This window comes from Flavobacterium sp. DSR2-3-3 (genome assembly GCF_049896585.1).
Classification (GTDB): domain Bacteria; phylum Bacteroidota; class Bacteroidia; order Flavobacteriales; family Flavobacteriaceae; genus Flavobacterium.
Genome location: NZ_JAFCUP010000004.1, coordinates 128,554 through 152,790, shown reverse-complemented (window position 1 = coordinate 152,790; position 24,237 = coordinate 128,554). Strand labels below are relative to the sequence as shown.

Annotated in this window: 24 protein-coding genes and 1 pseudogene; 19 read left to right on the top strand and 6 right to left on the bottom strand. The window is 33.8% G+C overall.

Going from position 1 to position 24,237, the window contains the following annotated elements:
* The first annotated feature begins 1 nt into the window (after position 1).
* The 3 genes from ACP7AQ_RS07115 to rluF all read left to right on the top strand — a co-directional run bounded on the left by ACP7AQ_RS07115 (position 2) and on the right by rluF (position 2,631).
* On the top strand, positions 2-781 hold the full coding sequence (locus tag ACP7AQ_RS07115; protein ID WP_426064278.1) for a zinc ribbon domain-containing protein: 780 nt from the start codon (positions 2-4) through the stop codon (positions 779-781).
* Positions 782-820: 39 nt separating this feature from the next.
* The gene (locus ACP7AQ_RS07110; protein ID WP_426094958.1) at positions 821-1,669 is read left to right on the top strand and encodes an alpha/beta fold hydrolase; all 849 of its coding nucleotides are present in this window, start codon (positions 821-823) and stop codon (positions 1,667-1,669) included.
* 149 nt (positions 1,670-1,818) lie between these two features.
* A complete protein-coding gene (rluF, locus tag ACP7AQ_RS07105) occupies positions 1,819-2,631 on the top strand; it encodes a 23S rRNA pseudouridine(2604) synthase RluF (protein WP_426094957.1) in 813 nt (270 codons plus the stop codon).
* On the opposite strand, the gene ACP7AQ_RS07100 is transcribed toward rluF, so the two are convergent.
* From ACP7AQ_RS07100 to ACP7AQ_RS07090, 3 genes are all read right to left on the bottom strand, one after another.
* Complete coding sequence (locus tag ACP7AQ_RS07100) at positions 2,628-2,804, bottom strand: catalase (RefSeq protein WP_426094956.1); 177 nt, start codon at positions 2,802-2,804, stop codon at positions 2,628-2,630. The two genes, rluF and ACP7AQ_RS07100, sit on opposite strands and share 4 nt — an antisense overlap.
* Positions 2,746-2,922 carry a hypothetical protein gene (locus ACP7AQ_RS07095; RefSeq protein WP_426095063.1) on the bottom strand — a complete coding sequence of 59 codons (177 nt, stop codon included), beginning with the start codon at positions 2,920-2,922 and terminating at the stop codon, positions 2,746-2,748. The genes ACP7AQ_RS07100 and ACP7AQ_RS07095 overlap by 59 nt, the downstream gene beginning before the upstream one ends.
* Before the next feature lie 356 nt (positions 2,923-3,278).
* Positions 3,279-4,064: an alpha/beta fold hydrolase gene (locus ACP7AQ_RS07090; RefSeq protein ID WP_426064284.1), complete on the bottom strand. Its 786-nt coding sequence runs from the start codon at positions 4,062-4,064 to the stop codon at positions 3,279-3,281.
* A 105-nt stretch (positions 4,065-4,169) separates the two neighbouring features.
* Between ACP7AQ_RS07090 and ACP7AQ_RS07085 the strand changes: the two genes are divergently transcribed.
* Positions 4,170-4,319, top strand: coding sequence for a hypothetical protein (locus ACP7AQ_RS07085; RefSeq protein ID WP_426094955.1), 150 nt, complete (start codon positions 4,170-4,172; stop codon positions 4,317-4,319).
* Here ACP7AQ_RS07085 and ACP7AQ_RS07080 read toward each other — a convergent pair.
* Positions 4,314-5,120, bottom strand: coding sequence for an ABC transporter substrate-binding protein (locus ACP7AQ_RS07080; RefSeq protein WP_426094954.1), 807 nt, complete (start codon positions 5,118-5,120; stop codon positions 4,314-4,316). The two genes, ACP7AQ_RS07085 and ACP7AQ_RS07080, sit on opposite strands and share 6 nt — an antisense overlap.
* A 143-nt stretch (positions 5,121-5,263) precedes the next feature.
* Positions 5,264-6,097: an orotidine-5'-phosphate decarboxylase gene (gene pyrF / locus ACP7AQ_RS07075; protein ID WP_426094953.1), complete on the bottom strand. Its 834-nt coding sequence runs from the start codon at positions 6,095-6,097 to the stop codon at positions 5,264-5,266.
* A 533-nt stretch (positions 6,098-6,630) separates the two neighbouring features.
* Between pyrF and ACP7AQ_RS07070 the strand changes: the two genes are divergently transcribed.
* The 7 genes and pseudogenes from ACP7AQ_RS07070 (at position 6,631) to ACP7AQ_RS07040 (ending at position 12,011) form a co-directional block, all read left to right on the top strand.
* On the top strand, positions 6,631-7,194 hold the full coding sequence (locus ACP7AQ_RS07070) for a helix-turn-helix domain-containing protein (protein WP_426064288.1): 564 nt from the start codon (positions 6,631-6,633) through the stop codon (positions 7,192-7,194).
* An 11-nt stretch (positions 7,195-7,205) separates the two neighbouring features.
* On the top strand, positions 7,206-7,652 hold the full coding sequence (locus ACP7AQ_RS07065; RefSeq protein ID WP_426064289.1) for a response regulator: 447 nt from the start codon (positions 7,206-7,208) through the stop codon (positions 7,650-7,652).
* 1 nt (position 7,653) lies between these two features.
* Entirely contained in the window at positions 7,654-9,435 is a 1,782-nt protein-coding gene (locus ACP7AQ_RS07060) for a sensor histidine kinase (RefSeq protein ID WP_426094952.1), read from the top strand.
* Positions 9,436-10,087: 652 nt separating this feature from the next.
* Positions 10,088-10,552, top strand: a pseudogene (locus ACP7AQ_RS07055) (porin family protein); the annotation flags it as partial.
* Positions 10,553-10,738: 186 nt separating this feature from the next.
* A complete protein-coding gene (locus tag ACP7AQ_RS07050) occupies positions 10,739-11,035 on the top strand; it encodes a YtxH domain-containing protein (RefSeq protein WP_426091600.1) in 297 nt (98 codons plus the stop codon).
* Positions 11,036-11,117: 82 nt separating this feature from the next.
* Complete coding sequence (locus tag ACP7AQ_RS07045; RefSeq protein ID WP_426091599.1) at positions 11,118-11,654, top strand: hypothetical protein; 537 nt, start codon at positions 11,118-11,120, stop codon at positions 11,652-11,654.
* A 12-nt stretch (positions 11,655-11,666) separates the two neighbouring features.
* The gene (locus ACP7AQ_RS07040) at positions 11,667-12,011 is read left to right on the top strand and encodes a hypothetical protein (RefSeq protein WP_426094951.1); all 345 of its coding nucleotides are present in this window, start codon (positions 11,667-11,669) and stop codon (positions 12,009-12,011) included.
* Positions 12,012-12,092: 81 nt separating this feature from the next.
* On the opposite strand, the gene prfA is transcribed toward ACP7AQ_RS07040, so the two are convergent.
* A complete protein-coding gene (gene prfA / locus ACP7AQ_RS07035) occupies positions 12,093-13,169 on the bottom strand; it encodes a peptide chain release factor 1 (protein ID WP_091203850.1) in 1,077 nt (358 codons plus the stop codon).
* 590 nt (positions 13,170-13,759) lie between these two features.
* Here prfA and ACP7AQ_RS07030 point away from each other — a divergent pair.
* The 8 genes from ACP7AQ_RS07030 (at position 13,760) to ACP7AQ_RS06995 (ending at position 24,030) form a co-directional block, all read left to right on the top strand.
* A complete protein-coding gene (locus ACP7AQ_RS07030) occupies positions 13,760-14,155 on the top strand; it encodes a hypothetical protein (RefSeq protein ID WP_426094950.1) in 396 nt (131 codons plus the stop codon).
* A 59-nt stretch (positions 14,156-14,214) separates the two neighbouring features.
* Complete coding sequence (locus ACP7AQ_RS07025; RefSeq protein WP_426094949.1) at positions 14,215-14,784, top strand: hypothetical protein; 570 nt, start codon at positions 14,215-14,217, stop codon at positions 14,782-14,784.
* Positions 14,784-15,596, top strand: coding sequence for a hypothetical protein (locus ACP7AQ_RS07020; protein WP_426094948.1), 813 nt, complete (start codon positions 14,784-14,786; stop codon positions 15,594-15,596). Before ACP7AQ_RS07025 ends, ACP7AQ_RS07020 begins: the two co-directional genes overlap by 1 nt.
* Before the next feature lie 280 nt (positions 15,597-15,876).
* On the top strand, positions 15,877-16,959 hold the full coding sequence (locus ACP7AQ_RS07015; RefSeq protein WP_426094947.1) for an L-dopachrome tautomerase-related protein: 1,083 nt from the start codon (positions 15,877-15,879) through the stop codon (positions 16,957-16,959).
* A 420-nt stretch (positions 16,960-17,379) separates the two neighbouring features.
* Positions 17,380-18,249: an NmrA family NAD(P)-binding protein gene (locus ACP7AQ_RS07010; RefSeq protein WP_426094946.1), complete on the top strand. Its 870-nt coding sequence runs from the start codon at positions 17,380-17,382 to the stop codon at positions 18,247-18,249.
* Positions 18,250-18,941: 692 nt separating this feature from the next.
* Positions 18,942-19,772 (top strand): ice-binding protein, encoded by an 831-nt coding sequence (locus tag ACP7AQ_RS07005; RefSeq protein WP_426094945.1) that lies wholly within the window; start codon positions 18,942-18,944, stop codon positions 19,770-19,772.
* Positions 19,773-20,829: 1,057 nt separating this feature from the next.
* On the top strand, positions 20,830-21,258 hold the full coding sequence (locus ACP7AQ_RS07000) for a copper resistance protein NlpE N-terminal domain-containing protein (protein WP_426094944.1): 429 nt from the start codon (positions 20,830-20,832) through the stop codon (positions 21,256-21,258).
* Between the two features lie 480 nt (positions 21,259-21,738).
* Positions 21,739-24,030 carry a DNA topoisomerase 3 gene (locus tag ACP7AQ_RS06995; protein ID WP_426094943.1) on the top strand — a complete coding sequence of 764 codons (2,292 nt, stop codon included), beginning with the start codon at positions 21,739-21,741 and terminating at the stop codon, positions 24,028-24,030.
* The last annotated feature ends 207 nt before the right edge of the window (positions 24,031-24,237 follow it).

Here is a 24,237-nt window from a genome sequence, read left to right as displayed (position 1 = left end):
TATGGCGAATACGAAAGAATTAAGTGTTGAAGACAAGTTAAGAGCAATTTACGATTTACAACTTATTGACTCTAGAATTGACGAAATCAGAAACGTAAGAGGAGAACTTCCTTTAGAGGTAGAAGATTTAGAAGATGAAGTGGCTGGTTTAAGCACACGTTCAGAAAAATTGAAAGGAGAACTTGAAGTTATCGAGGATCTAATCAAATCAAAAAAGAATGCAATTGATGAGCACAAAGAAGCTATCAAAAAATATACCAAGCAACAAGAAACTGTTCGCAACAACAGAGAATTTAATTCGTTGACTAAAGAAATTGAATTTCAAGAATTAGAAATTCAATTATCAGAAAAACAAATTAAAGAAATGAAAGCTTCAATCGAACACAAGAAAGAAGTAATTTCAAGTTCTAAAGAAAGATTAGAAGCAAAATCAAATCACTTAAAGCACAAAAAATCAGAGTTAGACGCTATCATGTCTGAAACTGCTAAAGAAGAAGCATTCTTGTCTGAGAAATCAGCAGAATTTCAAGCTTTAATTGAAGAAAGATTATTGAAGGCTTACACAAGAATCAGAAGTAGTGTTCGTAACGGATTAGCAGTAGTTTCCATCGAAAGAGGGGCATCTGCAGGATCGTTCTTCACTATTCCTCCACAGACACAAGTAGAAATTGCTTCCAGAAAGAAAATCATTACTGATGAGCACTCCGGGAGAATATTAGTCGACAGTTCTTTGGCCGACGAAGAAAAAGAGAAAATGGAACAATTATTTTCTAAATTCTAATTACATTTAAGTCCCGATACACATCGGGACTTTTTTATTATGAAGAAATTGCTTTTTTTTATATTCGCTAAATCTATTGGTTTATACATTAACATGCTGAGTTTTGTATTTCCGAGGAAAGCATCGCAACTAGCGTATGGATTTTTTAGTGAACCCCGAGAAGGGAAATTATCAAAGGATAAACTTCCGGAAATTCTGCAAGAAGCACAGTCCGAAATGTTCCAACTTCAAGAAGATTCCTTTCATACTTATACTTGGAAAGGGAATGATACTATAATTCTTTTAGTTCATGGCTGGGAAAGTAACGCTTCTCGCTGGGAAAATTTACTCCCATATCTCAAAAAATCAGGAAGCACCATCATCGCCATTGACGGACCGGCTCACGGCCTATCCAGCGGAAAAGAATTCAATATTCCTCAATACGCCGAATTTATTCACGTTGCTGTGCAAAAATTCAAACCACAATATCTTATCGGACATTCCATCGGCGGAAAAACCTGTTTGTATTATCAATCCGTTTATCAAAATGATGCTTTAAAGAAAATGGTAATACTAGGAGCTCCAAGTGATTTCAAAATCATCCTTAACAACTACATAACGTTATTAAGTTTGAATAATAAAATTTCAAAGTCTTTAGAAGCGCATTATCTTACTAATTTCAAACTCAGCTTAGAACAGTTTTCCGGTAAAATATTCGCTTCAAAATTAAATATAAAAGGATTAATTGCCCATGACATTGATGACTCTGTAGTTTTATTTGAAGAAGCAAAAAAAATTGCAGGAGCTTGGAAAAATGTCGTTTTTATTGAGACAAAAGGCTTAGGCCATAGCATGCACGACGATGAGCTGTATAAAAAAGTGTTTCGATTTTTATTTGAAGAAAAATAAACTTCTTAGATTTTTAGACTTCTTAAATGACAGGAACTTGTGAATAAAATCAAAGAATATTTTACATAGTCCATTTAAACTAAGCTTTCACACAATCCTAAAATCTAAGAAGTCTAAAATCTAACAAACAAATTCATTACTTTTGCAGTATGGAAGAAAATCTAAAACGCCTCAACAAATTTATAGGAGAAACTGGGTATTGCTCCCGCCGCGAAGCCGATAAAATCATTGAAGAAGGTCGTGTAACCATCAATGGAATCGTTCCGGAATTAGGTACGAAAGTTTCCCAAGATGATGAAGTGCGTATTGACGGTAAACTAATCCGTGAGAAAAATGAAAAACCCGTTTATCTTGCTTTTTACAAACCTGTCGGAATTGAATGTACCACAAATTTAGATGTTCGCAATAATATTGTAGATTACATAAATTATCCAAAACGTATTTTTCCAATTGGAAGATTGGATAAAGCCAGTGAAGGATTAATTTTCATGACCAATGACGGTGACATTGTTAATAAAATATTACGAGCCAGAAATAATCACGAAAAAGAATATACTGTTACTGTAAACAAACCCATCACTGATCGTTTTATTGAAAGAATGGGAAATGGAATTCCAATTTTGGACACCATTACCCGAAAATGTAAAGTAGAACAAATCAGTAAATTCACTTTCAAAATCATTCTGACACAAGGTTTAAACCGCCAAATTCGTAGAATGACAGAATATTTGGGGTACGATGTTACGGCGCTTAAACGCATCCGAATTATCAATATTTCGCTTGACATTCCTGTTGGTCGTTATCGCGATTTAACAGATGCCGAAATTAAAGAATTAAACGAACTGATCGAGCCTTCAAGCAAAACTGAAGAAGCAAGTTTGCCAAAAACGGAAGTATCAAAACGAAAAACTGAATTTATCAAAAGAGATGATCCCAGGTTTAAAGGACGAGGTGATTATTAAGTGGGCATAAAATCAAAATGCATTATTACTATAGTTTCTTTTCCAATTTCATAAAAGATTTTAGCTGTTGTAAATCTGATATTATCGTGTGTTACTTTAAATCCTCCAAATATGTCAGAACCTTTTATATTCAATAGGCGTTCTTGAATTCGTTCTCTGTTGAAATATATCATTTTCTCGTGGAATATAATCCTGCAATAATGAAGGTTCGCGGGAACCTACAGATTGAGAATTTTCGTTTTCTACTGAAGGACTTCGGGAAGTTGTTGTAAATATTTCATGTGATTTCATATTAATATAATTTAATATTTTTCATCACTTGACAACAAAGAGTAAAACACAAATAAAATTGATGGTATGTACTAAAACCGTGTTGAAAAACAATCTGCAGCATTTTTTTACCAAAAATATATAGAATTGAAATACGTGAAATTGGGTGTTTACACGGCTTATTTCAATAAAGAAAAGTTACTGAGTATTAATAGAATAAAGTTGAAAAAACTTAACGTATGTACAACAAAGTAATAACAAAATCTTAACAGCAAAACAACTGCTGAAGTGTGACCTTTGCAATGTAATAAACTGGTTATTTATTATTTTGGTTTTGGTTAGTTAAAGAATTGCCTGTATGTAAATGCAGGCTTTTTTTATTTAGCTGTGCTAATAAAGGAAAGGACGGCATCATTAAAAGCATTAGGTTGCTCCACATTTACTACATGTCCACATTTTTCGATTACAAAGAGTTCGGACGATTTATAATGATTCTCTACAACTTTACGAACTGATGGCAAAAACATATAATCTTCTTCGCCCATCACATAAAGAGTAGGAATATTCAATTCAACCTGACGAAACCATTTCAATACCGGATTTATTTCGGCAGTGAGTTTAAACCATTTTATAAATTCCTTTTGATATAATTTTTTGGCCTCGTTAATAAAAAGCAAGCGCGATTGTTTGTGACTTTTTTTGGGCATAATCACAAAAGCAAAAAACTTATACAAAACGAGATAAGGCAAAACGTATTTAAACATATTTCCCAAACGCATCAATACCTGGGAACGGAAATTCATCTTTAAGATTGCACCTCCCAAAATCATGCTTTGTACCCTTTCTGGGTACATTTCTGCCAACTGTCTTATGAGTATGGTGCCCAAAGAAATTCCAACAAAATGTGATTTTTTGATTTTAATAAAGTCTAAAACCTCCAGAATATCATTGGCCAAAGCCGAAAAAGTATATTTCTGTTTGAAAGCTGTTTTTAAAGTAGGTTTTGATTCTCCGTGACCTCGCAAATCCAGCAACAATACATTATACTGTTTTTTGAAATCGCGAATTTGCTTGAACCAGATAGAAGAACTTCCTCCGGCACCATGAACAAAAGTTACCCACTGGTCGGTGTTTTTATTTTCGTAAATGGTATAATTAATCACGTGTTTTTTTTGTAAAAATATAACTTTAATTTTAAATCTCAATCTTAACAAAAAATAATGCCAATTTAAAGATTGTATGCCGTAAATTTGCAAAAAATTATACCCATGCAAGGATTATTGATAGAAAAAGATGAAATCGAAAAGTTAAAAAGAGAATACCAAATACTGTCCGAACAAAATTTCAACGTCGAAAAGACTACAGTAAAATCAATCGTGACAACAGAAAAATTGATTTTAGACGAATGCGAATTATAATTTTTGATGCATTTTTTTAAAATAATCAAAAGCTTTTAGCAATCGGCTTCCATACCAAGAAAACATTTCGCCATCTACAAATACAGTTTTTGCGTGGTGCGTGAAACGACCTATCTCAAAAGCATCTTCTTCCTTAAAAGGATACGGCTCTGACGATAGGAAAACCAAATCAGGATCACCATGCAAGCGCATTTTTTTGAGTTCGATTTCGGGATAACGTCCCGAAGTCTCGGAATTGTCAGCATAAATGTTTTGAAAATGGTTTAGTTTTAATAATTCATTGATAAAATTATCCGAACCTGCGACCATAAAAGGGTTTTTCCAAATGAAGTAGGCTACTTTTTGTTCCGGTTTATCTTTGATGAAGTTTTTAAAATCGCTCAAGGCAAAAGCCAATTTGTCGTTCCATTTCTGGGCTTCTGTTCTGCAATTAAAAAGCTGACCAAAGTCGGTTATCATTTGAAAATTATCTTCAATAGTGATGATATTTGTCACCCAAACAGGACAAATTTTTCGCAATTCTTCCACAATTTCAGCGGTGTTTTCCTCTTTATTACAAATGATAATATCCGGTTGCAGCAATCTGATTTTTTCGTAATGTACTTTTTTGGTTCCGCCAACAATTTTCTTCGTTGATATAAAATGATACGGATGCACACAAAATTTTGTAATTCCTATAATTCGGTCTTCTAAACCTAAATCATAAAGCAATTCCGTTTGTGAAGGAACCAGTGAAATAATGCGTTTTGGCGACGTTTTAAAAGAATGAATTATTCCGATTTGATCTATTAAAGTTTTCATAGTATTATTTCACAAAGATTGATACGAACATGCCGATATTCACTGACTTTTTTTTAAAAAAAATTTACAAATCTTGACAAATAAATCTGTGTTAATTTATGAAATCTGCGTCTAACTGAATTCGTACCAATTCGTGTTTATTTTTATTGAACTGTGTTTAATATTGCTGCCATTTCCTGTTGCATCTTCAACACCTCTATTCTTGCTTTTTCGGCAAAATCAATTCCGTTTGAGGCATAAATAATTGCTCGGGAGGAATTGATCAGCAATCCAATATTCTCGTTCATTCCGTATTTACAAACTTCCGAGAGACTACCTCCTTGCGCGCCAACTCCAGGAACTAATAAGAAACTGTCAGGGACAATTTTGCGAATTTCAGTGAAATATTCCGCTTTGGTAGCGCCTACGACGTACATCAGGTTTTCGCTGTTTTTCCACGTTTTAGAAGTTTCTAATACTTTTTTGTACAGTTCTTTTCCACCTGAAGTATCGGAAACGTTTAAAGTCTGGAAATCAAAAGCACCTTCATTTGAAGTCAAAGCCAACATAATCGTATGTTTATTTTTGAAAGCTAAAAAGGGTTCAACCGAATCTTTCCCCATGTAAGGAGCAACCGTAACGCTGTCGAAATTCAAATCTTCGAAAAAAGCTTTGGCATACATTGATGACGTATTTCCAATGTCACCTCGTTTCGCATCTGCGATCGTAAAAATATCCGGATAGGTTGAGTTGATGTATTCAATTGTTTTTTGCAACGACATCCATCCTTTAATTCCGTTAGCTTCATAGAAAGCGGTATTGGGTTTGTAGGATACTGTCAAATCATGCGTGGCATCAATTATTGCTCGATTAAACTCGAAAATCGGGTCTTCTAAATCTAATAAATGCCTCGGAATTTTGTTTAAATCAACGTCTAAACCAATGCATAGGAACGATTTTTTCTGTTGAATTTGTTGGATAAGTTGTTGCGTTGTCATTTTTATATAGTTGTGCGGCAAAATTACAAACATAGAATCAAAATCAGTTACAATCCTGTAATAAAATTCGAATTTATATGGTGAAATCAAATTATAGAATTACGGTACTTAAAAAATTGCAATGACAGAAAACAGAGATTAATTTAAACACAAAAAGAACGTTATTAACAGAAATTGATAAAAGCAAAAACGGAGTTTAAAATTAAGATGTAACCTGCTAAATAAGTAATAATAACAGGTGAAATTCCGAGGAAATTCAAACAAAAAAACATTTAAAGCGTATACGAACTGTTAAAAAAATTGTAAAATTAACGATTGTTGAGCATTTAAAATTTTATTGAAGTGCCAAATCATAATTTTTTTTTATTTTTAAAATCTTAATAATGAAAACTTAACCCTTACGTAATTAATTAAAACTTGGGTAAAAGTCGCTAATCGCTCCGTTTTAAATTCGAAAAAAAGTTTTTAAGAATGATTCAAAAATGAATTTAAAAGCAAGCTTTTTATATCTTTACTATTAAACAAAAGTCTTTATGAAAGTATATTTAAAATTTGATTATGCTCAACTGACAAAAAAAATTGTTCAGGAAAAATTATCCGAATTGGGGTATAAATTTAATATTATCGGGTTTGGTGAGTTTAATTTTTTAGAAAAAATACCGTCTGGGAAATTGGATGAAATCACAGCTATTTTCAAAGAATATGGAATAGAAATCGTTGAAAATCAAAAAAGAGTATTAGTTCAAAAAATAAAAGACGCTATTGTTGAAATGGTAAATAGCGACAAACCTTTGAACATAAAAAGCTCCGTGTACATTGCGGATAAGTTAAATCTCAGTTACGCGTATTTGTCTAATGTTTTTTCAGAAGTTACGTACACTTCTATTGAAAATTTTATTATTATTCAAAAAATAGAATTATCCAAACAATTAATGATCAGCACACCACTTAATTTAACTGAAATTTCCATTCAGTTGAATTATTCGAGCGTAGCACATTTGAGCACGCAATTTAAGCATACGACCGGAATGACGCCTTCCGCTTTTCAACGAATTATTTCGAAAAGAAGGGAATTATCTAACAAAAACAACAGCTAAAACACATTTATATGAATACTGAATTTATAAATATTTGCCTTGCGGACGATGACGAAGATGACAGACTGTTTTTTACAGATGCCTTTGATGAATTAAAAATAAATACAAAAGTGAGTACTTTTAATGATGGTGTCGCACTGATGAATTATCTAAATAATGAGGATTCTGTTTTGCCCAGCGTATTATTTTTAGATTTAAATATGCCAAAAAAGAATGGCGTAGAATGTTTATTGGAAATCAAAAAAAATGAAAAACTAAGTGATATTGCCATTGCGATTTATTCGACCTCATCATCGGAAGAACATATTGAAGAAACCTTTATAAATGGCGCCAATATTTACATTAAAAAACCAAATGATTTTGAGGATTTAAAAAAAATACTTGCAGAAGTTGTGACCATAAATTGGCAATACCACACATCCGGCTTAAACAAAGACAATTTTTTAATGCGAATGTAAAATGAGATATACTCAACTTCAGAAGTCACCTGTTTTTCTAAAAATTATTTTTGTTATTTCGGTCGCGATTATATTTTTTATTGGAGGCATTACTTTTAAGCACATTACGGTTCTAAAAAAATCGTCCGCTTGGGTGAGCAACAGTCATGAGGTGAATGCTGAACTTGAACGTTTAATTTCCTATATAAAAGATGCCGAAACCGGACAAAGAGGTTACATTTTGAGTAGTGATAAAAGCTTTCTGGAACCATATTATAAATCAAAGATTTTAGTAAGAAAATCGTTTAAAAGAGTTTCCAAACTAACGGCAAATAGCAGAACACAACAAAGCAATTTAAAAAAGCTGTTGTTTTTCATTAACAAAAGACAAAATTATCTTTCAAAATCGCTCTATCTAAAGGAACAGGGGATTTACGATCAAGAAATTCTTAAAAACAACTTAATTATCGGTAAACAAACAATGGATTCTATTCGCATTAAAATAGAAGACATGATGATTACCCAACACAGACTTTTAAAAAACAGACAACAGGAGTATGAATCGACTATGAATTATACTCCGCTGCTCATTTATTTAACGTTAATTGTAACCTTGGTTTTAATTACGATTGCTTTCATAAAAATGAACAAGGATTTAGTATTGCTGAAAAACACAATTAATACGTTATCTGTTGCTAATGAAGCCAATAATCTTGCAGAAATAGTTGGTGGTTGTGGAAGTTGGCAGTTAAATTTTGAAACGAATACCTATACTTTCTCTGACAATGAATATCGGCTATTGGGGTGCGAGCCTCAATCTTTTGAAGCGAGTTTAGCGGTGTTTTTAAACTTTATCCATCCTGAGGATTTAGAATTTGTAATCGAAAAGACCAAAAGCATTCATACCCATAATGATCTTGCTCCTTTCACGTACAGAATTATTAAAAAAGATGACAAAATAAGATATTTCAGAACGGTAGGACGAATTGTCACAATTGCTTCCGGCGACAAAACTTTTATAGGCACCACAAGCGATGTTACGGACGAAGTGCAGGCGCAAAACCTTATTGAAGAGCGGAACAGGGAATTAGAAAACAATAACAAAGAATTAACTGCTTTCAATTACATTGCGAGTCATGATTTGCAAGAACCATTGCGAAAAATTGAAACTTTCCTTTCGCGATTAGTGATTAAAGATTACAGCAATTTATCAAAATCCGGACAGCAATACGTGTCCAGCATTCAATCCTCTGCCAACAGAATGCGGGTTCTTATTCATGATTTATTGCAATTTTCGAGAACTAATAAAGGGGAAAAAGTTTTTGAAGAAGCTGATTTGAATGTTTTACTTGAAAATGCAAAGCAGGAATTAGCTCAAATTATTGAAGATAAAAAAGCAATTGTAGAAAGTAATCAATTACCAACCATGAACGTAATTCCATTTCAAATTCAGCAGTTGTTTATCAATTTAATAAGCAATTCTTTGAAATACAGCAAAGCCAAAACTGCTCCAATCATCAAAATTAATGCTTCGATAATCACTCACAACGAAGAAGACCTGCTGCCGAATAGCAACTCTAAATATTACAAAATTAGTATTGAAGACAACGGAATTGGTTTTGAGCAGGAATATGCCAAAAAGATTTTCATCCTCTTTAATAGACTTCACAACAAAAACGAGTACGAGGGAACCGGAATTGGTCTCGCTATTTGCAAAAAAATAGTAGAAAACCACAAAGGATTTATTGTTGCGAAAGGAATTCCTGATGAAGGCGCAACGTTTATCATTTATCTGCCGGCGTAATGTACAAGATATTCTTTACTGAATTTTACAATTAATGTTAGGCTCTTTTTGGAAGCACTCGCTTTTACAGTGAGGACTGTTTTTGCAAAAAAAATAGTATTGGTTAACCTATTGGTTACAATTACTTAAAATTAAAAGTTCCAAAAAAATTTAAAACAAACGCTTAGATACATAGAAAATTAAGATTCAAACAGCCCAAATTCTTGAGTCATAAAGCTGTGCTTTAATGCAATAAGGTAAAAATTCTTAAGTGAAATTCATAAAAACTATATTTTATGCGTTATTCAAATTCGCTTCATTTTCAAGGTTATTTAAAAAAAGTAGACAAACCGTAACCTTTTTTGACAGTCATTTTTTTATCCAAGGTTTTACAAACCCATATTTAAATTCTGTAATAAAATTCGAAATTGATGTAACGCCCAATCAGCAGAGGCATTGCATCTTTGTAAAACTAAATTAACAATGTAAAAAGTATTCAGAATGAAAAATTTAAAAAAAGTATCAGCGGTTGTTTTATTAATTGCAGGAATAACAAATTTAATTCAAGAACAAAAAAGCAGTATTTTTTAGGTTTAAAAGCTGGTCTCAACACGTCTAACTTGCATAGTAAAGATATTGATGATGAAAATGTACCGATGAGTTTAATCTAGAATTATTTGCGGAATCGCCAATAACTTCCAGCTTAGCTTTGCAACCAAAGATAAGTTTAACGACCAAAGAAGCCGAAATACAACACGACAATGCTTTTGCGCAAGGAACACGGAAATTCAGGCTGAACTATCTTGAAGTTCCTTTGTTATTAAAAGCAAATCTAACAGATAATTTCAACGTTCACTTCGTTCTGTATGCCGCTTTTCTGGTAGATTCCAAAATTACAAATGAATCTTTAAACGGCTCCCACAACACAAAAGACAATATCGATGAAGATGATTTAAATAAGTTTGATCATGGTTTAGCCGCTGGAATTGCATTTGATTTTGACAGTTTCGGAATAGGCGCCAGATACAATTACGGTTTAAACAAGGTGGGAAAAGAAAGAACAGTTATTGGACAAACCTTTACTTTTCCAGATTCTAAAAACAGCGTATGGAGTGTGTACGAAGCGATAAAATTTTAATGAAATAAGTACATCATGTCAAATTTAATTTATGCAGTCGCGGTGGTGCTTGTAATTATTTAAACGTTGGGATTTTTCATTTAGAGCGTAGGAAGCATCATTCCTGTTTTTTGGCAATAGCATTAATAGCCATTACACCGCGAATGATAAGTGGATATAAATTCAAATTTAAAAAAAAATAAAATCATGAAAAATAACAATTTAGCAGCAGGAATACTTGGCGGTTTAGCAATCGGAACGGTTTTAGGAATACTTTTTGCCCCGGCAAAAGGGTGCGAAACCAGAAAAAAAATTGCTGATAAAAGCAGTGATTTAGCAGATTCTCTAAAAGATTCTTCCGGAAAATGGAATGAACAAATTGCCCAAACTATCAGTCATCTCAAAAAGGATTTCGAACAATTGCTTGGAAATGCTTCAGACATCTTAAAAGAAGAAATAGCAAATACGGATAATTTAAAAAGTATTAATAAGCACACAATTTAAGTTCAAAGTCGTTTCAAACGAACTTTTTACAACACTGAAAAATTACAACTTTTATTTCAAAAATTGATTAAAACACAGTATTATGAAAAACACATTCAATATCAAAACTTTTATTACCACGTTAGCTATAATTTTAGGAATAGCAACCACTAGCGCGCAAGAAGCAAAAAATTACAATCAGGGATTTCGTCTTGGATTTGGAATCAACGGTGGACTTCCACTGGATAATCCATACGATTATAATTTGGGTGCCGATGCCAGACTTCAATATGATTTGTCCAAAAAATATTCCGTAACATTTACCACAGGATTCAGCAATATGTTTGCATCCGGTGATACTAATGATTTGGGTTACATTCCTGCAAAAGCCGGTTTCAAAGCATTTGTACTCAAAGACCAATTGTATCTGATGGGAGAAGTAGGTGCGGCTTTTGCAGTGACAAACGGATACAACGACACCTCTTTGTTGTTAAGCCCAGCCATTGGATATGCTACGGATAAAATCGACATCAGTTTGCGATACGAGCATTTCAATGACTTTCCGGTGGTTAAAAACAACGTTGTCAAAGAAGGTTTAGGACAAATTTCACTGCGATTGGCATACGGATTTAAACTATAGCATAAATCCAAAATGAAAAATTCAGTATCACTTTTAGTACTTTTTTTACTGACGATTTCCTTTACTTCTTGTAAAACTAAAACCGAAAAAAAGGCCGAAATAGTTACCGCTAATTATGTTCGTTTTGTTGATTCTGTTACGCACAAAACTACTGCTGATGCGGCAGCGAATTGGTCCAATATTGAAAAGTATTTCGAAAAACAATCCAATGAACTCAATTGTACGATTGACAATTTAGATGATACCTCGGCTTTTGACGCCAAAATTGATTCGGCGACCGCTAAATACGAAGTTTTCAAAAATTCGATTCCGAGGCAAAAAAAAGTATTTAAAGCAGTACATCTTTCAGCAGAATAAATTTGGTTATTTATAGGTATAAAAAAACCAGCGGTAAATTAATTTTCGCTGGTTTTTTGTATTTAAAAGTATCTCGTTTGCTTAGTAAACTTCGCTGGCTTCTTTCAATTTTTCCATGTTGTTGACTAAAGCCAACTCATCAACAATTTTCTGAATGTCACCATTCATGATATTTCCCAAATCGTACAACGTCAATCCCACACGGTGATCCGTTACACGACCTTGCGCATAATTATAGGTGCGGATTTTTGCCGAACGGTCACCAGAACTCACTTGAGACGTACGCGTTGTAGCATCTTCCGCTTGTTTTTTGGCTAATTCCTGTTCGTACAAACGGGAACGCAAAACGCCAAATGCCTTATCTTTATTCTTGTGTTGTGATTTTTGATCCTGACATTGCGCCACTAATCCGGTCGGAATGTGTGTCAAACGAACCGCTGATTTGGTTGTATTTACGGATTGTCCCCCTGGTCCTGATGAACAGAAAAAATCCACACGTACATCATTCATATCAATCTGTACATCAAATTCCTCTGCTTCCGGCAATACCATAACAGTCGCTGCCGAGGTGTGAACACGTCCTTGCGTTTCCGTTTGCGGTACACGTTGCACACGGTGAACACCCGCTTCAAACTTCAAGGTTCCGTACACATCTTCGCCGGTAACTTCAAAAATCACCTCTTTAAAACCACCCGAAGTTCCTTCATTCATATCCACCACAGATGTTCTCCAACCTCTGTTCTCACAATATTTCGTGTACATACGGAACAAATCCCCGGCAAAAATACTCGCTTCATCCCCACCCGTTCCGGCACGAATCTCCACCATCACATTTTTGGCATCTTCAGGATCTTTAGGAATCAACATAAACTTGATTTCTTCCTCCAGTTCCGGCAATCTGTCCTTCGCTTCTTCCAGTTGCATTTTGGCCATTTCGGTCATATCTGCGTCACTGTTATCGGCAATTATTTCGTTTGCTTCCTCGATATTTGCCATCAAAATAACATATTCATCGCGCTTTTCAGCCAAAGCTTTTAAACTTTTGTACTCTTGATTCAATTGCACATAACGCTTCTGATCCGAGATTACATCCGGTTGAATAATCAAATCCGAAATCTCATCGAAACGTTGTTTTACTATTTGAAGTCTATCTAACATTTTCTTAGTCCTTTATTTAGAGTGCAAAATTACGAAAAAAGTATTCAGTTTGCAAGGTTCGTTTTTGGCTATTTCAGCAACTACTTGTCACTCCGTGGCACGAGGAATCTCATGATATGAGTAACCAATATAATTCCTTATACCTCGGAATGATAAACCACGACGTTCTCGAAGAAAGCGAACTGGCGAAATAATCTCGCAAGTGGCTTGACAATCCCACTTTTAAAAGCCATTATTTATTAGCTTTTAACTTTTTCAGGAGCTATTTCCTGCTATCCGCTGTATCTTTTTCTGGCAAAAAAACCAGAAAAAGGATGCCGCTGCTATCAGGGCTAGGGCATTTGTGTAAAAAAACAGCGTTTACGGTTTTCCGTAAAAACACTGAAGCAAAAGGAGTTAGTTTTGGATGGAGATTTAAAATTGAAATGTTTTTATCAGTATTTTCGGTAGAAAGTTATATATTTAAAAAAAAATATAGACACCGACGTTTAACAGACACATCTACCCAATTTTGGGATGAAATGTATGATGTTGGCAGTACTGTATATTAGTTATACACAATGCGACCACCTTAACGTTAAATAATTTTTATGAAAGAAACTACGTTTGAAAATCTAATTAAATGCTCAATAAAATCGTTATACGAAAATAGAACAATTCAATTAATTGCGACTAACGCAAAATTTGACATTGTTTATCTTATTACAAAAGATTCAAAATTTGCTGAAATTACTATTGGGAAAAAATCAACTGAATTATTAACTAAAAGAGGTCTTACGAAAGATATAATTATGCAATCATCTATTGTTTTGCTGGAAGATAATGCAGAAAAAAATAGATTAAGATTCTATATAAGTAACTATACCGATTTAAGCGAAATCTTTGAATCCAAACTTAATGTTAAAGACAAAAAAATCAAAAGCAATCAAACTAAAATCATTTCAGAAGAATTAGAAAAATATTGGACATTCAAAAGTGATTATTAAAAGCACTGTGAAAAGCAGCTACTAAAATGTTGGCAGAAATCTTAAAAAAATGAGAAGAAATGAATAAACCAAATATAGAAGTTAAAGACCAATTCAGTTTTTTTAATGAGTTAGTTTTCGAAGAAAAAATTGTTCTAAATAAAGAAATTATTCTAAAACCAAAAAAAAGTAATGTCTTTTGGTTTGAAGGTCAATCTAACATTCAACACAGCACTATTAGTGAAGATATTGTTTTTATGATTGAGCAAAGTAAAAGAGATAACAAATATGGAATAAAACTTCGATGTCAAAATTTCATTAAACAACCATACTTTAGATTTGACTCTGATGGTCCTGCGCACAGAAATGAAAATCCACAAATTCCTCTTGAAAAACAATCAATTAAAACTCCTCATTTCAATTCATTTGATGAAAATGGAAATTATATAGCATACCAAAATGAAACATTAAAAAATGAAACTGAGTCGCAAATAATTGCAAATGACATAAATTTTGGAATTTCATTATTTTGTATGGAAACAAATTCAAAGTTAATTGATAATAATTTTCCAACTGTCGCTCAACTAATTCAAGAATTTGGTTTTGAAGAAAATAATAATATTAACTTTGATAACATTAATTTTGAATAATGGAAAACGAAAAAGTAATTGAGCAAATAAAGAAGTCTTTTTGTAGCTTAACAAGTTTCAAAGAAAGAGATAATGCTTTAGAGATCATAACCGCATTTTCAACCATTAATAACAAATTTGTTTCAGTTTTTGTAACAATTACAAATCAAAAAATCGTAGTTACAGACAGCGGTTGGATTGACCAAAATTATTATGAAACTCCATATTTTGAAGAATCAGAAGATTTGATACGAAGAATAATTTCTTCTTATTCAATGAATTATAAAGTAAAATCAACTTTAGATAAATCAGGGATTGAGTATTATTATAAAATCTGTAGCAAAATTGAAGAAATTCCAACTGCAGTATTTGATTTAGCAAATTTTATTGTAGGTGCTGTGAATTCATTTTGTATTCAATACAAAGACGAAAAAGAGGAAAAAGAAAGAGAAACTTTTAGAAGCGATGCAAACACATTTTTAAAAATAAACTACAATGATGATGTAAAATTGAGACATTATTTAGATGATTATAAAAACATTAAATTTAATGCGATTATTACAAAAAAATCAAAAATAAATTTAATCACTTATGTTACCGGTTCAACTCCAAGTTATTTTGAAAATGATTTAAGAAAATCTATTGTAAATTTTGAAATTGCTTTTAAATCAAAATATGAAAATTTCATAGATGAAAGAATAACAATTTTTAATGACAAATCAGAAGGTTATTCCCCAGAAAGATCATCTTCTCTATTCCAACTTTTAAATGAAAAAACAACAAAAGAGCCGATAATGTGGTCTGAAAAGGAACTTCTATTAAAATACATATAAAAAATACTTCTGCCAAAACCATCGCTAGCGCGAGCGTCCCGCTCGTAAACACAAACGAATGCAAAGATGTTCTTAATTATAAGTGGCACGAGCGGGATGTTCACGCCAGCCTTTATTGGAAAAGACTGTGACCGATCGCTCGGATATCTACAATCATTAGCGCAGTTTTTGCAAACTGTGCGCAAAACGAGAATCAAATAAAATAATAGATCATCTGAATGGGATTTCTTTGTTCCTCGTAATGACTTAATTCAATCGCCCAAAAACAAAACCAACTGAAATGAAAAAGATCCTTATTATATTTTCAATAGTTACATTCTTTGTTTCTTGTAAAGAAACAACTAGCAAAAAAGCGGCCGAAGTTAAAAATCAACATGTTGACAGCACAGCAAATCAAGTGATAGAAGTTGCTGCGTTCAAAGGGCAACAAGTTACCGGAGTCACACTTACTGATGCCGGGCGTGTTTTTGTAAACTTTCCGAGATGGAGAAAAGGAGTTGATGATTCCGTCGTGGAAATAACAAACAATACCGTTCAAAAAAGCTATCCGGATGAAAATTGGAATTCTTGGGAGATTGGACAGCCAGTTGTAGCCAATAAATTTGTTGGAGTGCAGTCAGTAGTTGCCTTTGAAAACCAATTGTATGTTTTAGACACCAGAAGTCAATTATTCGAAAATGTACTGGATGCGCCTCGTCTTTTTGTTTTTGATCTAACAACTGATAAATTAGTTAAAACCCATGTATTAGATAAAAATAGCTACCACCCTGATTCTTATATCAACGATCTTAGGATAGATAAAAAAACTCAAAAAATTTATCTTACTGACTCAGGAAACTCTGGTATTGTCATCATAGACATTAAATCCGGTCGTTCTAGAAGAGTTTTAGACAATCATAAATCAACAACTGCCGAACAAGGCTTTTTGACATTTGGAGACAAAAAATGGAAAAATACCATTCATTCTGATGGAATAGCACTAGACACTGAAAACGACCGACTTTATTTTCATGCCCTTACAGGATACAGCCTCTATTCAATTGCAAACAATACGCTTAACTCTAAAGATGAAAAAAGCATTGAAGAAAGCGTTCGATTTGAGGCAAAAACCGCCGCACCGGACGGCATGCTATTTGACGACAATGGCAATTTATATTTTGCCGATTTAGAAAATAATAAAATCCAGTATAGAAAACCGGATGGCAGTATTCACACTTTGGTAGAAGGTGATATGATAAAGTGGGCAGATACATTTAGTATTTATAACAACTACTTGTATTTTACTAACTCAAGAATAAATGAGGTTACAGCTGATATTTCAAATTTGACTTTTACTTTAAACAAAATAAAATTAGCCAAATAGTAAAAAAAGTTTCTTGACAAATCCAGCATTTGTAACGAATACAAAGTTTACTGATTTGAAAAAATCGTTTATAGTTTCAATCTACGATATAAAATGGGTGAGATTTTTCAGACCAGATCGCTCGGGTATCCGCAGTAGTTAGCACAGTTTTGCAAACTGTGCCCACAACGAGAAGCAAATAAAATAATAGACAAACTGGAAGGGATTGCTTCGTTCATTACAATGAATTAAACCGATTAATCAACAGAAATTTGTCAATATAGCGGGGTTTGGGTTTAATTTGAAGTTGGTTTTGTACTTGCAAAGTCAGTGTTTAATCGAAAGTTTCGGCTCCATCACTCCGCCACATCGCCAAGCTGTGAAACGTTTTAGCCAATGCTAAGGACGACACAACAATGACAAACATTTTACATAAATAGTATGACAAAAGTTTTAATTACTGGGGCGACAGGAAATGTTGGGACAGAAGTGATAAAGTCATTGCAAAACATTGACCATCAACTTGAAATTTATGCTGGAGTTAGAAACTTAAATGAAGACCGACTTAAATTATCCAATTACAAAGTAAATTTTTCTCTATTTGACTTTACAGATGTTGAGACATACAAAACCGCTTTGAACGGCTGTGAAATCCTTTTTTTATTACGACCGCCACAAATTTCAGAAGTAGAAAAATATTTTAAACCTATCATTGACACTTGTAAAAAAAACGGAGTTAAACATATTGTATTCTTATCAGTTCAGGGCGTTGAGAAAAGTAAAATGATACCGCACCACAAAATTGAGAAACTAATTGTTGACAGCAAAATACCATACACGTTCCTGAGACCTGCTTATTTTATGCAAAACTTTACTACTACTTTGCATAACGACTTAGTGAATAAAAAAAGAATTTATCTACCTGCTGGTAACGCAAAATTTACGCTGGTTGACGTTCGTGACATAGGTGCAGTTTCTGCAACTATCTTAACAAACATATCGGAGCATATCAATAAATCGTATGAATTAACATGTAAAGTAAAGTTGACGTTTTTGGAAATGGCAAGAATATTAAGTGACATTTTAGGAATTGAAATTCAATATATATCACCAAACCTTATAAGTTTCTTCCTGACAAAAAGAAAAGAAAAAACACCAACGATGTTTATTCTTGTGATGATTATGCTTCACTATTTCCCAAGATTTCAAAAAGAACCTGAGACTACTAACTGGGTCGAGAAAATCACCAATAGACAACCAACAACATTTGAACAATTTATAAATGACAATAAAAAAGCACTTACCGAATGACAATAAGCTCCCGATCGCTCAGATATCCACAGTCGTTAACGAAGTTTTGCAAACTGTGCCCACAACGAGAAGCAAATAAAATAATAGTCTAACGGGATGGGATGCTTTTGGACTTAAACGTGATCTTACCGAAAGAGGAAAAATAGCGTTCGAAGCGCTTCAGGCCGAAATATATGATAGTATTCCAGTGGATTTGCGAATGTCTGTAAAAAGTGGATTTGAAGTTACAGAATATATTGTTAAAACAATAAAATCAAGAATTCTTGTTATTGCCTTAACTGCTGATTTTACTTAAGTGGATTTGAAAAAATACAAATCAAAAGCAATGAAAGATTGTATTTCAAAACCTGTTGATGAAACACCATTGTCTGGCAAGATTATTGGCCTTTTACATAAAGTACAAGTGGTAAAATAAATTTAATTTTTTGGTTTCAAAAAAAAAATGGTGAAATGTAGTAATTAGTTGTTTAAGAAAAACTAAGCTTACAATAATTACCACTATTTAACCCTATTGTAAACTACTCATTTATAGTACATGTGGTAATTTTTAGTTAGCACAAAATACTATGATATCTAAAAAACTTTCCAAAACGACAATCTTATAACTAAATACTACAATTTCATAACTTATTCTATAGTAATATCTTTACATTTATCGAGTGTCAAATAAGTCACAAAGTAAATAAATAGTTATGAAATTAAAAAACACACTATCTACCCTCGCTATCCTATCGGTAGTATTTTTGACCAGTTGTACTAATGATAATGTTGAGAATTCAACTTCTAATTCCTCTGCTGTTGCAAAATCAGATGGTTCAACTTCTACTATATTTGCGGTAAATGAAACTTATAACATACCAACAAAAATTGGTTCACAGAAACCAGTAAATCTTGGCATTGCAGGAGATTTTGCAATTTTATCAAAAACAGGAATTACAAATGTGTATAAATCAGCTATTACGGGTGATATTGGTTCAAGTCCAATAACTGGTGCTGCAGTATTGGTTAGATGTACAGAAGTAGTAGGAACAATATACACCGTTGATGCTGCCGGTCCGCTTCCGTGTAGTGTACCTAATGCTACAAGATTAACAGTTGCTGTTGGAGATATGCAAACCGCTTATACTGATGCAGCAGGACGAATTAACCCTAATTTTCTGAATTTAGGTGCCGGAAATATTGGAGGAAAGACGCTTACACCTGGCTTGTATAAATGGACAACTGCGCTTACTATTCCAACGGACATAACTCTTTCTGGTAATTCAACTGATGTTTTTATTTTCCAAGTAGCAGGTACTCTGAAATTGAGTTCAGCAGTTAGAATGACATTAACAGGAGGAGTACAAGCCAAAAATATTTTTTGGGTAGTTTCCGATGCCGTAACATGTGGAACAACTAGTCATTTTGAAGGAAATATATTAGGAATGACCGGGATCAATTTACAGACTCATGCAACAATAAATGGTAGATTGTTAGCACAAACTGCCGTAACACTTCAAATGAATGACGTAACCAAGCCATAATAATTGTAAGAAATAAAAATAAAAAAAATAGGCTACCCGATTTCGAAAGCCACTGAAAAATATCGCTTTTTTTTGATTAGCGTCATTTTTCAGACAATAAAAAAACGCTTATAACAGGATTTTAAACATCCTTTATAAGCGTTTTTCTTTTTATAACTATTTTTTATTACAAGTTGTATGAGTCTTTTTTTGACTTCTTTAGGTGCATTTTGCATAATGCGGGTGTAGATTGCATTTCCTACATTAGTTTCAGTATTCTTTTTTAGTTGACTGCGAAAATTGCTATTGCTCCCTGCATTTACATAATGGTAAGACCATACGATCTTGCTCTATCAAAACCATGTACATTTTTTAATCCGATCGCTCTGGTATCCACAATTGTTAGCGCAGTTTTACAAACTGTGCCCACAACGAAAAGCAAATAAAATAATAGACAAACTGGATGTGATTGCTTCGTTCCTCTCGATGACTTAATCCAATCACTCAGAAATAAACTCTGGAAGCAAAAAGTTTTAACCCATTAAAAAACCAACAGATGGAAGTACCACTTACCCCCCGCTGGCGAAAGCGTTCCGCTCGGGAACGTGATCAAAATCATTTATTTATTCATTTTTCGATATTGTCAGGAAACAAAATTATATTCACGAGCGGAACGCTCAGAATAACGTAAAAACAGGGACAAGAAAAACTCAAGTTTCAGAAAACCGAAAAAAAATTGAAAATAAATTTATGATTGAACAACTTGAAGATAATTCCACTGCCGCTCGTTTTCAACGAGTGCCAGTTTAATTTATGGCATAATCGTATCGTTTGCAACGCAGATTTTTATTACTTTTATTAAATCAAATTCTTCATTATTTCTTAAAATGAAACCCGATCGCTCATATACCCATAATCGGTAACGCAGTTTTGCAAACTGTGCCAACAACTAGAAGCAAATAAAATTATAGACCAACTGGATGGAATTGCTTCGTTCCTCGCAGTGAATTTATCCAATTGCTCACAAATAAACGCAAAAGCAACAAAAAAATACTAACACATTAAACAAACCAAACCAATGAAATTACTACTTACTACTTTACTTTTAATATTCAACCTGACAGTATTCGCGCAATCGAATGCATTTGCTGGCGATTACAATCGCACCTTTAACAAAGAAGCAGATCATTTAATTGAATACAAATTAACCTTAAATCAAGATGGAACATTCGTATTTCATTCCTATTCTAAAATTAAAAACGGAGTTCCACCTGAAGTAAATAGATACGGAAAAGGAAAATGGACTGCGAAAGACAATGTGATTACTTTTTCTTCGAACAAACAAGAAGACTTTGATGTAAAAAATATGTTGGATTTCAATAAATCCAAGGCGAGATTTGTAACTAAAAATCCCAGAGATAAGAGTGACCGAATCATCAAGACCAGACTTACTTTTGTTGAGTCAGAAATTCCGTGGATACAAAGACTGGATGTTTTCAAAATATAACTACGGATTATAACGTTGGTGTATAATTCCATTTCTTGGCGTTCACCACAAAAATGATAAAGTAAAAGAACTGATAAACTGAATGCGATTACTTCGTTCCTCGAAATAATTTCTCTAGTTTAACGCAAGCTTCCCGCTCATGAAAATAAACGGATTTAAATACATTATTGATTGAAATTCGGTTTAGCGGGACGTTCGCGCGAATCTTTACTAAAAAAATATTTCTTTCGTTATTATAAAAATAAAACGTAGTTGATAGCCCTGATGGAAGCAGCATCTCCCGATTTAGAAAAACAAGGCTTTTTCAGCCGTAGATTTTATTAATCGGGAATACAGCGGACAGCAGGACGGTTCGTTATTGAAAACACCATTCGTTCTTCTCCTAAAAAAATACAACTTACCCGTTCATAACTCCTACCACTTTCTTTTTAATACCAATTTCTAAATTCCTAATTTGCGCTCTTAAATTAGAAAGAGAAAATGAAGGTCTGTATTGCCGAAAAACCGAGTGTAGCGCGCGAAATCGCATCCGTTTTGGAAGCTAATACCAAGCACGACGGGTATTACGAAGGCAATGGCTATCAGGTAACGTATACTTTTGGGCATTTATGTACGTTAAAAGAACCGAACGATTACAAACCCCACTGGAAAAGTTGGGATTTGAACAACCTGCCCATGCTGCCCGACAAATTTGAAACCAAAGTAGTCGAAAATTCGGGAATCCAAAAGCAATTCAAAATCATAAAAAGTCTGTTTGACAAAGCTGAGTTGGTAATCAACTGCGGGGATGCGGGGCAAGAAGGAGAACTCATTCAGCGCTGGGTGATGAACGAAGCCAATTATAAAGGCGAAGTACAACGCTTATGGATTTCATCCCTTACCACCGAAGCTATAAAAGAAGGTTTTGAGAACTTGAAACCATCCGCCAACTACGATAACTTGTACTATGCCGGATTTTCCAGAGCCATTGGCGACTGGTTACTCGGTATGAATGCCACGCGTTTGTACACCGTAAAACACGGCGGATACAAGCAAGTTTTATCTATTGGAAGGGTGCAAACCCCTACTCTTGCCATGGTCGTGGACCGATTCAAAGAAATTGAGAATTTCAAGCCGCAACCCTATTGGGAGTTGCAAACCTTGTATAGAGAGACGCTGTTCAGCTATGAGGAAGGACGTTTTTTGAAAAAGGAAGATGGCGAAATCCTAGCCAACAAAGTCAAGGAAAGCGAGTTCGAAATTGTCTCTGTCGAAAAAAAGAACGGCAATGAATTTGCACCAAAACTCTTTGATTTAACAGGCTTACAAGTGTATTGCAATACGAAATTTGGCTTTACCGCAGATGAAACACTTAAAATTGTACAGACTTTATACGAACAAAAAGTAGTCACGTATCCGAGAGTCGATACCACGTTTTTGCCAAACGATATCTATCCAAAAGTTCCCGGCATACTAAAAAACTTAACCAATTATGCCGCGTTGACGCAACCGCTTTTGGGAAAAAAGATTAAAAAATCGACCAAGGTTTTCAATGATAAAAAAGTTACGGATCACCACGCGATTATTCCAACGGGGATTCAAAGCAATTTGCAATACAATCAGCAACAAGTGTATAACATAATTACCAAGCGTTTTATTGCCGTGTTTTACGACGATTGTTTGGTAGCCAATACCACAGTAATCGGGAAAGCAGCCGATGTAACCTTCAAAACGACGGGAAAAGAAATCCTAAAAAAAGGTTTTCGAATAGTCTTTGAAGACCCAAACGCAAAAGAAAAAGAAGCTGATATATTACCCAGTTTTATTGTAGGCGAAAAAGGTCCACACGAACCCTCGTTTTTAGAAAAGGAAACCAAGCCGCCGAATCAGTTTACGGAAGCTACCTTATTGCGCGCCATGGAAACCGCGGGCAAACAAGTGGATGATGAAGATTTACGTGAACTAATGAAAGAAAACGGTATCGGGCGTCCATCCACACGAGCCAATATTATTGAAACGCTGTTTAAACGCCAATACATCATTCGAAACAAAAAACAAGTATTGCCAACACCTACAGGAATTCAATTGATTGATACCATTCAAAATGATTTGGTAAAGTCGGCTGAACTCACGGGTTCTTGGGAAAAGCAATTGAAAGATATTGAAAAAGGAACCTTTACCGCCGGTTCGTTTATCAATAATATGAAGCGAATGGTGGAAACTTTGGTGTATGAAGTACGCAGTGAAACCAGACGCGCAAATATTTCGCATGCAGGAAGTATCCAAAAAGAGGTAGGTAAAGTAGAGAAAAAGAAAGCAGCAGGAATTTTGGCGGAGGCCTGTCCAAAATGTAAAAAAGGGACACTAATAAAAGGAAAATCTTCATACGGATGTTCCGATTATAAAGTAGGTTGCACCTTTTTATTGCCTTATACGTTTGCAGAGAAAAAAATATCCGAGAATCAATATTTGCGGTTGCTTCAAAAAGGTTCTACCGTAAACTTGAAAGACTTTAAAACGGATGCTGGCACTCTGGAAGGTTTGCTTCGTTTTGACGAAAATTTTAAACTCAAATTAGAGATAAAGAAAACTTTGGCTAAAGCCAATCCGGACGAATTAGCCTGTCCGAAATGTAAAAAAGGAACGGTTCTGAAAGGAAAAACTGCTTATGGTTGTAGTCATTATAAATTGGGCTGTGATTTTAAAGTCACTTTTGATGCGGTGAGAACCCAACTTAAAGATCAAAAACCCACCAAAGAATTGGTATACACTATTTTGAAAAAATGTGTATAATACCGAAATAGGTAAACTTCATTATCATTTACTGTCCCGAATTTCAGGAATTATAACGAATTATATTCGTATTAAAGGCGAATTTGTGAAATTTAAACAGATAATTTTTTCGTGCAAATTTGTGTAAGCGTGGCCATGTTTTTTTTAAAGCGTTAGCTGTAATATTCCAGAACCAAAAATAAAATACACCTATTCTATTTTTTCATA

Coding starts and splice junctions, on each gene's coding strand:
- prfA (WP_091203850.1), bottom strand. CDS start 13,169: ATGTTAGATAGACTTCAAATAGTAAAACAACGTTTCGATGAGATTTCG.
- ACP7AQ_RS07040 (WP_426094951.1), top strand. CDS start 11,667: ATGAAAAATTCAGTATCACTTTTAGTACTTTTTTTACTGACGATTTCC.
- ACP7AQ_RS07010 (WP_426094946.1), top strand. CDS start 17,380: ATGACAAAAGTTTTAATTACTGGGGCGACAGGAAATGTTGGGACAGAA.
- ACP7AQ_RS07085 (WP_426094955.1), top strand. CDS start 4,170: ATGCAAGGATTATTGATAGAAAAAGATGAAATCGAAAAGTTAAAAAGA.
- ACP7AQ_RS07015 (WP_426094947.1), top strand. CDS start 15,877: ATGAAAAAGATCCTTATTATATTTTCAATAGTTACATTCTTTGTTTCT.
- ACP7AQ_RS07060 (WP_426094952.1), top strand. CDS start 7,654: ATGAGATATACTCAACTTCAGAAGTCACCTGTTTTTCTAAAAATTATT.
- ACP7AQ_RS06995 (WP_426094943.1), top strand. CDS start 21,739: ATGAAGGTCTGTATTGCCGAAAAACCGAGTGTAGCGCGCGAAATCGCA.
- ACP7AQ_RS07050 (WP_426091600.1), top strand. CDS start 10,739: ATGAAAAATAACAATTTAGCAGCAGGAATACTTGGCGGTTTAGCAATC.
- pyrF (WP_426094953.1), bottom strand. CDS start 6,097: ATGACAACGCAACAACTTATCCAACAAATTCAACAGAAAAAATCGTTC.
- rluF (WP_426094957.1), top strand. CDS start 1,819: ATGGAAGAAAATCTAAAACGCCTCAACAAATTTATAGGAGAAACTGGG.
- ACP7AQ_RS07070 (WP_426064288.1), top strand. CDS start 6,631: ATGAAAGTATATTTAAAATTTGATTATGCTCAACTGACAAAAAAAATT.
- ACP7AQ_RS07115 (WP_426064278.1), top strand. CDS start 2: ATGGCGAATACGAAAGAATTAAGTGTTGAAGACAAGTTAAGAGCAATT.
- ACP7AQ_RS07100 (WP_426094956.1), bottom strand. CDS start 2,804: ATGATATATTTCAACAGAGAACGAATTCAAGAACGCCTATTGAATATA.
- ACP7AQ_RS07020 (WP_426094948.1), top strand. CDS start 14,784: ATGGAAAACGAAAAAGTAATTGAGCAAATAAAGAAGTCTTTTTGTAGC.
- ACP7AQ_RS07025 (WP_426094949.1), top strand. CDS start 14,215: ATGAATAAACCAAATATAGAAGTTAAAGACCAATTCAGTTTTTTTAAT.
- ACP7AQ_RS07045 (WP_426091599.1), top strand. CDS start 11,118: ATGAAAAACACATTCAATATCAAAACTTTTATTACCACGTTAGCTATA.
- ACP7AQ_RS07030 (WP_426094950.1), top strand. CDS start 13,760: ATGAAAGAAACTACGTTTGAAAATCTAATTAAATGCTCAATAAAATCG.
- ACP7AQ_RS07080 (WP_426094954.1), bottom strand. CDS start 5,120: ATGAAAACTTTAATAGATCAAATCGGAATAATTCATTCTTTTAAAACG.
- ACP7AQ_RS07095 (WP_426095063.1), bottom strand. CDS start 2,922: ATGAAATCACATGAAATATTTACAACAACTTCCCGAAGTCCTTCAGTA.
- ACP7AQ_RS07005 (WP_426094945.1), top strand. CDS start 18,942: ATGAAATTAAAAAACACACTATCTACCCTCGCTATCCTATCGGTAGTA.
- ACP7AQ_RS07110 (WP_426094958.1), top strand. CDS start 821: ATGAAGAAATTGCTTTTTTTTATATTCGCTAAATCTATTGGTTTATAC.
- ACP7AQ_RS07065 (WP_426064289.1), top strand. CDS start 7,206: ATGAATACTGAATTTATAAATATTTGCCTTGCGGACGATGACGAAGAT.
- ACP7AQ_RS07000 (WP_426094944.1), top strand. CDS start 20,830: ATGAAATTACTACTTACTACTTTACTTTTAATATTCAACCTGACAGTA.